15 protein-coding genes are annotated in these 11,318 nt (G+C 67.9%); 4 read left to right on the forward strand and 11 right to left on the reverse strand.

Annotated features, from left to right (window positions below; all coding sequences use genetic code 11):
- Positions 1–3: 3 nt before the first annotated feature.
- The 7 genes from N1027_RS08365 to N1027_RS08395 all read right to left on the reverse strand — a co-directional run bounded on the left by N1027_RS08365 (position 4) and on the right by N1027_RS08395 (position 6,270).
- A complete protein-coding gene (locus tag N1027_RS08365) occupies positions 4–765 on the reverse strand; it encodes an ABC transporter ATP-binding protein (RefSeq protein WP_259506888.1) in 762 nt (253 codons plus the stop codon).
- Positions 766–841: 76 nt separating this feature from the next.
- Complete coding sequence (locus tag N1027_RS08370) at positions 842–1,543, reverse strand: response regulator (protein ID WP_259506889.1); 702 nt, start codon at positions 1,541–1,543, stop codon at positions 842–844.
- Entirely contained in the window at positions 1,540–2,706 is a 1,167-nt protein-coding gene (locus N1027_RS08375) for a sensor histidine kinase (protein WP_259506890.1), read from the reverse strand. The genes N1027_RS08370 and N1027_RS08375 overlap by 4 nt, the downstream gene beginning before the upstream one ends.
- 275 nt (positions 2,707–2,981) lie before the next feature.
- Complete coding sequence (locus tag N1027_RS08380; RefSeq protein WP_259506892.1) at positions 2,982–3,827, reverse strand: ABC transporter permease; 846 nt, start codon at positions 3,825–3,827, stop codon at positions 2,982–2,984.
- A complete protein-coding gene (locus N1027_RS08385) occupies positions 3,824–4,798 on the reverse strand; it encodes an ATP-binding cassette domain-containing protein (protein ID WP_259506898.1) in 975 nt (324 codons plus the stop codon). Before N1027_RS08385 ends, N1027_RS08380 begins: the two co-directional genes overlap by 4 nt.
- Before the next feature lie 58 nt (positions 4,799–4,856).
- Entirely contained in the window at positions 4,857–5,702 is an 846-nt protein-coding gene (locus N1027_RS08390; protein ID WP_259506900.1) for a DUF4097 family beta strand repeat-containing protein, read from the reverse strand.
- A gap of 79 nt (positions 5,703–5,781) precedes the next feature.
- Positions 5,782–6,270: a histidine kinase gene (locus N1027_RS08395; RefSeq protein WP_259506903.1), complete on the reverse strand. Its 489-nt coding sequence runs from the start codon at positions 6,268–6,270 to the stop codon at positions 5,782–5,784.
- Positions 6,271–6,409: 139 nt separating this feature from the next.
- Here N1027_RS08395 and N1027_RS08400 point away from each other — a divergent pair, with 139 nt between their 5' ends.
- On the forward strand, positions 6,410–6,670 hold the full coding sequence (locus N1027_RS08400; protein ID WP_259506905.1) for a hypothetical protein: 261 nt from the start codon (positions 6,410–6,412) through the stop codon (positions 6,668–6,670).
- Between the two features lie 22 nt (positions 6,671–6,692).
- Here N1027_RS08400 and N1027_RS08405 read toward each other — a convergent pair whose 3' ends face one another.
- Both N1027_RS08405 and N1027_RS08410 read right to left on the reverse strand, forming a co-directional pair.
- Positions 6,693–7,181: a dihydrofolate reductase gene (locus N1027_RS08405; RefSeq protein WP_259506906.1), complete on the reverse strand. Its 489-nt coding sequence runs from the start codon at positions 7,179–7,181 to the stop codon at positions 6,693–6,695.
- Positions 7,178–7,981 (reverse strand): thymidylate synthase, encoded by an 804-nt coding sequence (locus tag N1027_RS08410; RefSeq protein WP_259506908.1) that lies wholly within the window; start codon positions 7,979–7,981, stop codon positions 7,178–7,180. Before N1027_RS08410 ends, N1027_RS08405 begins: the two co-directional genes overlap by 4 nt.
- A gap of 89 nt (positions 7,982–8,070) precedes the next feature.
- Here N1027_RS08410 and N1027_RS08415 point away from each other — a divergent pair, with 89 nt between their 5' ends.
- The 3 genes from N1027_RS08415 to N1027_RS08425 are packed head-to-tail and all read left to right on the forward strand — an operon-like array spanning position 8,071 to position 9,966.
- On the forward strand, positions 8,071–8,283 hold the full coding sequence (locus N1027_RS08415) for a hypothetical protein (protein WP_259506910.1): 213 nt from the start codon (positions 8,071–8,073) through the stop codon (positions 8,281–8,283).
- Between the two features lie 8 nt (positions 8,284–8,291).
- Positions 8,292–9,059 (forward strand): YqjF family protein, encoded by a 768-nt coding sequence (locus tag N1027_RS08420; protein WP_259506911.1) that lies wholly within the window; start codon positions 8,292–8,294, stop codon positions 9,057–9,059.
- A gap of 7 nt (positions 9,060–9,066) precedes the next feature.
- Entirely contained in the window at positions 9,067–9,966 is a 900-nt protein-coding gene (locus N1027_RS08425; RefSeq protein WP_259506912.1) for a hypothetical protein, read from the forward strand.
- Positions 9,967–9,988: 22 nt separating this feature from the next.
- Here the strand turns inward: N1027_RS08425 and ybaK are convergent, their stop codons facing one another.
- Entirely contained in the window at positions 9,989–10,498 is a 510-nt protein-coding gene (ybaK, locus tag N1027_RS08430) for a Cys-tRNA(Pro) deacylase (RefSeq protein ID WP_259506914.1), read from the reverse strand.
- A gap of 11 nt (positions 10,499–10,509) precedes the next feature.
- Positions 10,510–11,217 carry an alpha/beta hydrolase gene (locus N1027_RS08435; RefSeq protein ID WP_259506915.1) on the reverse strand — a complete coding sequence of 236 codons (708 nt, stop codon included), beginning with the start codon at positions 11,215–11,217 and terminating at the stop codon, positions 10,510–10,512.
- Positions 11,218–11,318: the final 101 nt, after the last annotated feature.

Here is an 11,318-nt window from a genome sequence, read left to right on the forward strand (position 1 = left end):
TGCTCACAGCACGCCCTCCATGCCGAGCATGAACTGGCTGATCTCGGCTGCCGTCGATCGGCCGCGGTCTTCGACGATGCGACCGTCGGCGAGAAAGACGATGCGGTCGGCGAAGCTCGCCGCCACGGGATCGTGAGTGACCATTGCGATGCTCTGACCGTAGGTGGAGGCTGCCGACGCCAGCAATGTCAGCACCTCGCGGCCCGTGCGTGAGTCGAGGTTGCCGGTCGGTTCATCGGCGAAGACGAGATCGGGCCGCGAGCCGAGTGCTCGCACGATGGCCACGCGCTGCTGTTGCCCACCGGAGAGCTCATGGGGGCGGTGGCGGAGCCGCGGACGCAGCCCGAGCGTGTCGATGACGTGATCGATCCACGCCCTCTCCTCGGCGGTGGGTGCGCGACCGTCGAGTTCGAACGGCAGCAGGATGTTTCCTTCGACGTCGAGCGTCGGAACGAGATTGAACGACTGGAACACGAAGCCCACCCGTCGTCGACGGAGTTTGGTGAGTTCGGTGTCGCCGAGCGACGTGATCTCGGTGTCGCCGATCCAGACCCGGCCGGACGTCGAGGCATCCAGACCGGCCATGATGTGCATCAACGTCGACTTTCCGGAGCCGCTCGGCCCCATGATCGCCGTGAATTGCCCTCGGCGGATTCCGACCGACACATCGTCGAGCGCCGTGACCGTCGTCGATCCGCTGCCGTACGACTTGCTGAGCTGAGTGACCCTCGCAACGAGGCCGATGTCTCCTGGGCTGATTTCCATGTCTTCGACGTTACGGACGACTATTCGGGTGCGCGTCACTCCGCAGGACGACAGGGATACATCCGGAGGATGACATCTATCCGGCGGCCGGGCGGAGCAGACCGTGCGTCACCGCGAAGAGCACCAGCTGCACGCGGTCGCGGAGTTCGAGCTTGTTCAGGATGCGGCTGACGTGCGTCTTGACCGTCGCCTCACTGAGGAATTCTGCCTGCGCGATCTCGGCGTTCGACAACCCGCTCGCGACGAGCAGGAAGATCTCCCGTTCCCGGGCCGTCAGGCGCCGGTAGACCTCCGACGGGGGCATGCGCGGACCGCCCTCGGCGATGCCCGCACCAGGGGTCGTGCCGGCGCCCTCCATGAAGTGCTCGAAGAGATCGCGGGTCGCTGCGGGGGCTATGACCGCGTTTCCGGCGTGCACCGCGCGAATCGACGCCAGCAAGAACTCGGGCTGGGCGTCTTTCAGCAGGAAACCGCTCGCACCCGCCTGGATCGCTCGCATCGTGGAGGTGTCGAGGGCGAAGGTGGTCAGCACCACGACGCGGGCGGTCGCGGTGCGGGGGGCCAGGATGCGTCGGGTGGCCTCGATGCCGTCGAGCACCGGCATCCGTATGTCCATCAGCACCACGTCGGGGCGGGTCTGCTCGACCATCATGACGCCCGTGGCGCCGTCACCCGCCTCGCCCACGAACTCCAGGTCGGGTTGTGACGAGACGATCTGCCTGATGCCGGCACGGAACAACGGTTGATCGTCGACCAGAGCGACGCGGATCGCGCTCACGCGGGCTGCGCCGTCGTGTCGGAAACGGGAATCGTCGCGGCCACCACGAACTGGCCTGCCTGCTGCGACGCGCTGAAAGCGCCGCCCACCAGTGCGGCGCGCTCTCGCATGCCGGCGATGCCGTGCCCGGGGCCGACGGCTCGCACGGCGTGGGCGGGCAGCCGGCTCGAGACGCGGAGGTCGAGCGCCTCCGGGCGCCAGGCGAGACGCACCGTGGCGCCTGACCCCGGCTCACCGTGCCGCATCGCGTTGGTGAGGGCCTCCTGCACGATCCGGTAGACGGCGAGCTGGCTGCCCGCCGGCAGCGCAGCGGGCGCTCCCGTCTCGACCACCTCGACCGGCAGACCGGACGCGCCGATCTGCTCATAGAGCCGCCCCAGATCGGCGAGTGCCGGCTGCGGTGCGGTCGGCTCGTCGTGCCGGAGCTCGCCGAGCAGCACGCGCACATCGGCCAGAGCGCTCCGCGCCGTCGTGGAGATGGTGGTGAGTGCGGATTCGGCGGCACCGGGATCCGCCGCCATCGCGTATCGCGCGCCGTCGGCCTGGGCGATCACGACGGCCAGGGAGTGGGCGACGACGTCGTGCATGTCGCGAGCGATCCGGTTGCGCTGCTGCTCGACGGCGACCTTGTGTTCGGCCATGACCTGCAGCATCCGGCTCTCCCGCGCGGTGCTCCAGGTCTTGGCGAGCAATCCCAGCGTCCAACTGAGCACCAGGGCCGCGATCGCGGCGAACAGATAGGCGAAGAAGGTCACCACCACGCTCATCGGAGCGGGTGATTCGACCGTGCCGAGCATGCCCGCAAAATAGGTGCCGAGCGTGACATAGAGCGATGCAGAGAGAGCGCCCAGGACGGCCGATGCCAACCCGACCCATTTGAGAACGCGCCCTCCGTAGCGGGCGGTGGAGTAGAGAACCGGGAGGATCGCGAGGTTCGCGACATCCGGCTGCAATGAGGCGGCCATCTGAACGATCGCGAAGACCCAGGCCGTTCCGAGGGCCAGGGCGGGGCTCACCCGCCGCAGTGCAAGCGCGAGACCCATCCCGATGATCACGACGGCCAGAGCGACGTCAGGTGAGCCGAGAGGCACTCGCACCCCCACGCAGAGCACAGCGAGACCGACGTCGAAGCCGAGCTGGTAGGGCTTCAGAGGGCGGAACATCTCTCCACGGTAGACGTCCGGGCCGCGGGAAACGAGCGGATCGACGCGATCGCGCCGCCCTCGAGCCAGAGATCATCCTTGCGATGTATTTCGCGCGCGCTCGCCGCCGAAGTCAAGCCGTTCCGGGCCGCGGCCGGGCTCCGCTAGCATCGGGGGAGAGCGGGGGGCGCCCCCCTTTATCCCGGTTGCGCTCCCCGCTCACCTTCGAACGTACTCCGGTCTGCGACATGCAGCCGCGACCTGAATCCGCCGGCCCACCGGTGGCCGAATCCGTGTCAGCGCACCGACTTGCGCTCGTAGATCGTCATCGACCAGACGTAACCGGCGATGGTGAGCACCGCGCACCACCCGATCGCGAGCACGGGGCTCCAGCCGAGCGGCGTGCCGAGCAGCAGCCCGCGGATGGTCTCGATGAACGGGGTGAACGGCTGGAACTGCGCGAATCCCTGCAACCCTGCCGGCATCGAGTCGGTCGGCACGAATCCGCTGCCGAGGAAGGGCAGGAAGACGAGCACAACAGGCAGGTTGCTCGCCGTCTCGACCGACCGCGCCTGCATGCCCATGGCGACCCCGATCCAGCTGATCGCGAACGCGATGAACGCCAGGATGCCGGCCGCGGCGATCCACTCTGTGAGTCCGGCTGTCGGGCGGAATCCGATCAGAAGGCCCACACCCAGCACGAGCGTCACGGCGATCAGCGCCTGGATGGTGTTGCCGAGCACGTGCCCCGCCATCACTGCTGCTCGCGAGATCGCCATCGTGCGGAACCGCGCGGTGATTCCTTCGGTCATGTCCATGGCGACCGTCGTGGCCGTGCCGCCGGCGCTGCCCGCGATCGTGATCGCCAGGATGCCCGGCATGACGTAGGCGACGTAGGCGTCGCGACCGGCTCCCGGATCGACGCCGGGCAGGCCCGCGCCGAGCGTGCCCCCGAACACGAATACGAACAGCAACAGGATCACGACCGGGCCGAGGATCGTGAAGACCGACAAGCCGGGATAGCGCACCATGTGCAGCAGGTTGCGGCGCAACATCGTGATCGCGTCGGCGACCACGTGCGAACGACGAGCGGCGGCTCCGGCGGGCGGACGGGGAGATCTCCGTGGGGCAACAGTCGTCATGATGCGGTTCCTGTCGTGTCGACCCGAGTCGACTCGTCCTTCTCACCGGTCAGGGCGAAGAAGACGTCATCGAGATCGGGGGTATGGACGCTGAGGTCGTCGACTTCGAGGGCGGCCGCATCGAGGCGGTCGAGCAGCGCGCGCAACGCGCCGACCCTGCCACCGTCGGCCTCGGCGAAGGGCACCTCGAGAATGAGCGCCGCTTCGTCGCGACCGGATTCGCCGAGGAGGGCCGACGCCGAAGCGAGCGCCGCAGCATCCGCGAACCGGAGCCGGATGTGACCGCCGGGCACGAGGCGTTTGAGTTCCTCGGGCGTGCCCTCGGCGACGACGCGGCCACCATCGAGAACGGCGATGCGATCGGCGAGCTCATCGGCCTCGTCGAGATGCTGGGTCGTGAGCAGCACTGTCGTGCCGTCGGCGACGAGGCTGCGCACGATCCCCCACATGGTGTGGCGGCTTCGCGGATCGAGGCCTGTGGTGGGCTCGTCGAGGAAGATCACGCTCGGCGAGGTGACGAGGGTCATCGCGAGATCGAGCCGTCGCTTCATCCCGCCGGAATAGGTGGCGAGGGGCTTGCGGGCCGCATCGACGAGATCGAACTGCTCGAGCAGCTCGGCCACCCGGGATCGTGATCTTCTTGCCCCGAGATGGCGCAACCGGGCCATCAGCAGGAGGTTCTCCTCGCCGGTGAGCAGGCCGTCGACCGCCGAGAACTGCCCGGTGAGACCGATCGCGGCGCGCACGCCATCGGGGTCGCGCACCACGTCGCATCCGTTCACCGTCGCGGTGCCGCCGTCGGGCCGCACCAGAGTGGAGAGGATGTGCACCGTCGTCGTCTTGCCGGCGCCGTTCGGGCCGAGCAGCGCGGTGACGGAGCCGGCCATCACCCGGAGGTCGACGCCATCAAGCACGACCTTGTCGCGGTAGGACTTCCGGAGACCTCGAACGTCGATCGCCGTGCTGGTCATGTGTCTCGTTCCCTTCTGTCGGATCGTGCTGCCTGTTGCTCTGCGGGAGAGCGCCCCTTCATCGGGCATGCCGGATCACGATGTCGCCGTACTGCGTGCGCGCCCGCACCGCGACGGTCTGCTCGGACGCGTCGGGTGCCCGATCGTTGTCGAGCTCGTTGCGTACGCGGCCTTCTTTCGATGACACGTCGAGCCAGGCGGGCACGCCGTGTCGCACGCCGATGGTGATCTGGCCGTATCCGCTCTCGACCTGGATGGAGCCGCCGGAGACCTCGTGCAGCTGGATGGCGCCGTAGGCGGTCCTCGCCGCGACCGAGGCCCGTGCGTTCGAGATCTCGAGGTCGCCGTAGGAGAGTTTGGCTTCGACGTCGCCGCCGGATTCGCCGATCATGATGGTTCCGTGGGAGGCCTTCAGCACGGCATCTCCCGTGACGACGCCCAGCCGGATCTGGCCGTGGTCGGCCGTGACCTCGACCCCGCCGTCGGCGGTTCCGACGGTCGCGTTACCGTGCGAGGCGCGCAGCCACAAGTCGCCGACGGCGTCGAGTTCGACCGGGCCCGTCGAGCTCTTGACGCGAGTGGCTCCCAGGCGTCCGACGGTGCGCACGCCCCCGACCGCGATCTCTGCGGTGAGCCGAGAGCCCGCCGGCAGTTCGACCTTCAGGTCGACCGACTCGGTCGGTCCGATCCAGCTGAGGCGGGGCTTCGGGCTCGTGACGGTGAGTCGTCGTCCGTCGAAGTCGATCGTCGTCTCGTCGGCGCTCCGACGATCGATCGCCCGGGTGGGGTGGGTCGGAGTCACGGTCACGACCGCGTCGGAGCGCTCACCGGCGACGACCTCGATGGCGCCGACCTGCCATTTGACGGCGAGGTCGATGGGGGTGGGGGTGGGGAATGCAGGCATGCTGGCGCCTCCCTTTCAGTGGGCCTTGGAGCTGCGAGGTGGTGTGGTGGGCGGTCTGGCCGCTAGCGCAGGGGTGCGGTCATCGCGCCCAGCCGGCGAAGTCGTCGCCGGTGCGCAGCGCGCGTTGCGCCGATCGTCGGTGCTTGGGCTGGAGACCGGCCGCGATGGCACGCACCAGCCAGGTGTTGACGGACAGGCCGTCGGCCGCCGCCGCGTCATCGACCTGCGCCTTGAGCACGTCGGGCAGCCGGAGGGTGGTGCGCGACGTGCTGGCATCGTTCAGGTCGACGGGGGCGGCCAAGCCACTGTCGTTATCGGATTCAGCGGCCGGCGCGGCGACGACGAACTCGACCTCTCGCCCACGCAGGCGCAGGTCGACCGACCCGGGCGCGAGGTCTCGTGTGATCTCACCGGCGGCGGCCGACAAGACGTCGAGCAGCACCACCCGTGCCGCCGCATCCAGCGCGCCGACGAGGCGCTCGGCCACGGCGCGGGTGTCGTCCGATCCGTTCTCCGCAGCATCCACCAAGTGGCGCTGCAGATCGCTGACGTATTCTCCGAGTTCCATGCCACCAGAATGACACCACAATGGTGTCATGTCAAACTTGGGTGGTGTCAAGCCGCGACTGGTGGCTCCTTTTGGCGTGTCGCAATTGCCTGCGCGAGAGTGGGAACTCGAACATATCTTCGAATGTCTGGAGGCTCCCATGACGACCATCGACCTCGCCGAGATGGCGACACTCTGGCTCGACGACGCTGCTGTGCCGGTGCGGATGCTCTGGCGCGGTCGCCGCTGGAAGGTCACCGACCGGCCCACTGAGCCCGAGGGGCTGTACTGGTCGACGCACGCTCCCGATTTCGTGGCCTGGCGCTTCCAGGCCACCGATGAAGACGGCGTCAGCCGCGTCTTCGATCTGGTGCGGCACAACGGTGGTCGGCACTGGAACGTGGCACACGTCTACGACTGAACTGCCGAGGGAGCAGACGGCGCTAACGCGTGAGGGTGGCGAAACGGTAGCGCAGGCCCGTGCGCGAATCGAGCCATCCGGATGCGGGCGTCGTCGTTCGCTGCCAGCCCCCGCCGATCACGGGTGCGAACGTGTCGCCCTCGATGTCGAGGTCGACTTCAGTGATCTCGAGTCGATCGGCCTGGGCGAGCGCCTGCTGGTAGATGTCGCCGCCACCCATCACCCACACCCTCTCGTCACGGGCTCCGGCCAGGGCCGCATCCACCGAGTGCACGACGTCGGCACCCGGCGCCTGCCACCCGGCCTGCCGGGTGACCACCACGTTTCGGCGCCCGGGGAGCGGCCGGAACCGGTCGGGGAGGGATTCCCACGTACGGCGACCCATCACCACCGTTCCACCACTCGTGAGCTCCCGGAACCGCGCGAGATCTTCGGGCAGATGCCACGGGATGCTCCCGTCGAGGCCGATGACCCCACCACTGGCCTCCGCCCAGATGAGCGCGACGCTCATACGGCGACGGCGGCGCGGATCGCGGGGTGGTGAACGTAGTCGACGACTTCGAGGTCGTCGTATTCGTAGTCGAAGACGCTGTCTCGATCACGCGCGATCCGCAACGTCGGTGAGGGGAAGGGTGACCGCTCCAGCTGAAGTTCGACCTGCTCGACATGGTTGTCGTAGATGTGGCAGTCTCCGCCGGTCCAGACGAAGTCGCCCACGGCCAATCCGGTCTGCGCCGCGATCAGGTGGGTCAGGAGCGCATAGCTCGCGATGTTGAAGGGCACCCCGAGAAACAGGTCGGCGCTGCGCTGGTAGAGCTGGCAGGAGAGTTTGCCGTCGGCCACGTAGAACTGGAAGAGGGCGTGGCAGGGGGCCAGTGCCATCTGCGGAATCTCGGCGACGTTCCAGGCCGAAACGATCATGCGGCGCGAATCCGGGTCGGTCTTGATCGTCTCGATCACCTGAGAGATCTGGTCGATGTGCTCGCCCGTCGGCGTGGGCCAGGAGCGCCATTGCACCCCGTAGACCGGGCCGAGCTCGCCGTCGGCATTGGCCCACTCGTTCCAGATCGAGACGCCGTTCTCCTGCAGCCAGCGCACGTTGCTCTCGCCGCGGAGGAACCAGAGCAGTTCGTATGCCACCGACTTGAAGTGCACCCGCTTCGTGGTGATGAGCGGAAACCCTTCGGAGAGGTCGAAGCGGAGTTGGCGCCCGAACAGGCTCCGGGTGCCGGTGCCCGTGCGATCGGACTTCGGCGTGCCCTGCTGGAGGGTTTCGCGGAGGAGGTCTTCGTAAGGCGTCGCGATCGTCATCACACCGAGCGTAGAGGCAATTCGCGCCGTCGGCGAGATGCGCGCCGCGCGAGGACGCGTACCCTGGGATCGGAGAAGGGTGGTCGACGATGAAGCGGATCAACATCCTGTACGACGGGAAGCAGTATTCGGTCTCCGGTCGAGACGTCGACGAGATGAAAGAGGAGATCCGCGCCGCCGTCGAGTCGGCCGTGCCGACGTGGCTGGAAGTGAACGTCGGCGAAGGGAAGTACAAGCGGGCCGACATCCTGCTCACCCCCGGAATCACGATCGCCGTCATCGGCATCGACGCCGACGACTGACGCGTCCGATGCACGTCGAGCCTCTCGCGCGCAACGCCCCACCCCTCGTCAGCGGTGCTCTGCACGAGCAGGACTGGCAGTCGCTGACCTTCTTGCACTGGCGGGTGGACCCCGCGACGGTGGCTCCGCACCTGCCGGCCGGCACGCATCCGGACATCTTCGACGGCTCGGCCTGGGTCGGGCTCATCCCTTTTCGTCTCGCGAACGCCACCGCGCCGGGTGCACGAGCACTCGGCCCGATCCCGTATGCCGGAACTTTTCCCGAGATCAACGTGCGGCTCTACTCCGTTGACGACCGGGGCCGGCGGGGAGTCGTGTTCGTCTCGCTCGAGTCGTCGCGGCTCGCGGCCGTCTCGGCTGCTCACCTCCTGTTCGGACTCCCCTACCGTTGGGCCCGCATGAGCATCTCGACGGCGGCCGACGGCACCATCAGTTATCGCTCCGAACGTCTCGGCGACAACGGATTCGGAGGTTCGCCCGGGCCACACAGCCGGGTGGATGCCCGACCCCGTGACCAGGATCGTTCGAACGATGAGCTCGCCGTGTTTCTCACCGCCCGATGGGGGCTGCACGTGGCCCGAAGAGGCCGCACCCGATTCATCCCGAACGAACACGAACCCTGGCGGATCGTGGATGCCGAACTCCGCTTTCTCGACGACGAGCTGCTCGCCGCCGGCGGCTTCCCCGGACTCGCCGATCGCCCTCCCGACTCGGTGCTGTTCTCGCCGGGGGTGCACACCGCGTTCGGCCGCTCGCTCGACGAGGGGCGAGGATAATGGGCGGGTGACCTCACCCGCTCCCGATTTCGGTCTGCTGCTCGACGTCGACGGCCCGATCGCCAGCCCTGTGGCCCGGACGATCGCGATCCCCTCGATCGCCTCCGATCTCGTGACCCTTGCGAACGCCGGGGTGCCGATCGTATTCAACACCGGGCGATCCGACCGATCTCTGCAGAAGGGCGTCGTCGGGTACGTGGTCGACGGCGGACTGAGCGAAGACGCGCGAGTGTTCGGTGTGTGTGAAAAGGGCGCGGTGTGGTTTCGCATCACACCCGCTGGAATCGGTGATCTGTCCATCGATGAAACCCTCGTTCCTCCTCCTGAGTTGGCCCGTGCCGTCGACGATCTGGTGGCTACGCGCTTCTCTGATTGGATGTTCTTCGACCATTCGAAGCGCACCATGATCTCGGTCGAGCAGCGCACCGACGTTCACTCCGACGACTATCTCGCGAAGCAACCCGAGTTCGACCGGGCGGTGCTGGATCTGTGCAGAACTTTCGACTTCGGCGTGATGTGGAGGAACGAATCGTTCCGGGCGGCGGATGGTCGGGTGCTCTTCCGGATCGATCCCTCGATCATCGCGACCGACATCGAATCGATCCGTGTCGGCAAAGACCTCGGCGCCGAGCGCGCCCTCGCCCTCCTCGCGCGCACGGGGCACGTGCCCCACACATGGCGCACGATGGGTGACTCCCGCAGCGACTACGCGATGGCGGATTGGCTGCACAGCCAGCGCTACGACGTCGTGCACATCGACGTGCGGCCGACCGAGGGACCTCCGGAGAAGGAGTATCGGGTGCTGACGCCCGAAGACGGTGCGACGAACGATGCGGTGGGTGCGGTGTTCCTCCGCCGCTGGGTGCAGTCGATCGTCGACGGCATCACGCCCGACGGTCCGGCCTGAGGAGTCCGCGGGCCCAGGGCCCTCAGCCCCGACGGATGAGCGCGCTGCGCCCCGACACCGCGCGCAGCAGATCGACCGGTGCCAGTTCGATGTCGAAACCGCGTCGTCCGCCCGAGACGAAGATGGTCGCGAACCCGAGCGCCGACTCGTCGAGGACTGTCGGCAGCGGTGTCTTCTGCCCGACCGGGCTTATTCCGCCCACGACGTAGCCGCTCTTGCGCTCGGCGACCGCCTTGTCGGCCATCGCGGCGCGCTTTGCGCCGAGTTCTGCGGCGAGAGCCTTCACATCGAGCTGGTCGCGCACCGAGAGGATGCCGATGCCGAGCCCCGCATCCGTGTCGACCATCAGTGTCTTGAACACCCGCTCCGCCTCGACTCCGAGTTCGCGCGCCGCCTCGCCACCGAAGTCGGTGACTGCCGGGTCGTGCACGTAGACGTGCCCGGTGAAGGGGATGCCGGCGGCCCGCAGAGCGACCGTGGCCGCCGTCGTCGGAACGGCGCCGCCTTCCGCACCTCGCGGTTTCTTCGCCATCCGGAGCCCCGTCAGTCGGCCGGAACCTGGTCGACCGGATCGACCGGCAGCACGCCACGGAGGAACGCCGACACATCCGCCAGCTCCTGAGGCGAGATCCCGTGGCCGACTCCGGGGTACAGCGCTGCGGTGACGGTGAAGTACTCGGGCACCCACGCTGCCGTGCGGAGGATTCCGGATGCGGCGATCACCGGATCGGCCTCGTCGCGCCCCCAGAACAGCGGCGGCCGACGCGTTGCCAACTCGGCGTCGCCCGGGAGAGACCCGGACGCGCTGAATCCGGAGAGATTCACAGCGGCGGCGAAACGGTAGGGAGCCAGTCGCATCAGGTGCACGGCCATCGCCCCGCCTTGCGAGAACCCGAGAACGGCGACGGCGGGCGGCGCCCCGAACGAGGCTTCGACCCGGTCGAGCCAGGACAGCACGGCGTGCCCGGCGGCGTCGATCGTCGCCATCGACGGATCGGCGGGTTCGCCCGGCGGAAACCAGCTCCAGCCACCGATCCCGTACGGCGCACCCGGCAGGGGCGCCCGCAGCGAGGCGTACACGACCCCCTCGGGCAGCAGCGGAAAGAGCGCCGCGAGGTCGTTCTCGTCCGACCCGCGCCCATGCATCACGACCACGAGAGGCTCGTTCGAAAGCCGCTCAGACACCTCTTCGCGCGGCACCGACCACACCACGACATCATCGTCCAGCGACAAGTTAGCGGATGCGTTCACCTAAGAACTGTACCGAGAACGAACGCATCGGGCCGCACCCAGTGCGTTCACCAAGCGCCCTAACGCGAACGAACCGCAACAGGCCCTACTCGACGACCCAC

It is taken from the genome of Herbiconiux aconitum (genome assembly GCF_024979235.1).
GTDB classification, from domain to species: Bacteria; Actinomycetota; Actinomycetes; order Actinomycetales; family Microbacteriaceae; genus Herbiconiux; species Herbiconiux aconitum.

Coding starts and splice junctions, on each gene's coding strand:
- N1027_RS08365 (WP_259506888.1), bottom strand. CDS start 765: ATGGAAATCAGCCCAGGAGACATCGGCCTCGTTGCGAGGGTCACTCAG.
- N1027_RS08375 (WP_259506890.1), bottom strand. CDS start 2,706: ATGTTCCGCCCTCTGAAGCCCTACCAGCTCGGCTTCGACGTCGGTCTC.
- N1027_RS08380 (WP_259506892.1), bottom strand. CDS start 3,827: ATGACGACTGTTGCCCCACGGAGATCTCCCCGTCCGCCCGCCGGAGCC.
- N1027_RS08385 (WP_259506898.1), bottom strand. CDS start 4,798: ATGACCAGCACGGCGATCGACGTTCGAGGTCTCCGGAAGTCCTACCGC.
- N1027_RS08390 (WP_259506900.1), bottom strand. CDS start 5,702: ATGCCTGCATTCCCCACCCCCACCCCCATCGACCTCGCCGTCAAATGG.
- N1027_RS08395 (WP_259506903.1), bottom strand. CDS start 6,270: ATGGAACTCGGAGAATACGTCAGCGATCTGCAGCGCCACTTGGTGGAT.
- N1027_RS08400 (WP_259506905.1), top strand. CDS start 6,410: ATGACGACCATCGACCTCGCCGAGATGGCGACACTCTGGCTCGACGAC.
- N1027_RS08405 (WP_259506906.1), bottom strand. CDS start 7,181: ATGAGCGTCGCGCTCATCTGGGCGGAGGCCAGTGGTGGGGTCATCGGC.
- N1027_RS08410 (WP_259506908.1), bottom strand. CDS start 7,981: ATGACGATCGCGACGCCTTACGAAGACCTCCTCCGCGAAACCCTCCAG.
- N1027_RS08415 (WP_259506910.1), top strand. CDS start 8,071: ATGAAGCGGATCAACATCCTGTACGACGGGAAGCAGTATTCGGTCTCC.
- N1027_RS08420 (WP_259506911.1), top strand. CDS start 8,292: ATGCACGTCGAGCCTCTCGCGCGCAACGCCCCACCCCTCGTCAGCGGT.
- ybaK (WP_259506914.1), bottom strand. CDS start 10,498: ATGGCGAAGAAACCGCGAGGTGCGGAAGGCGGCGCCGTTCCGACGACG.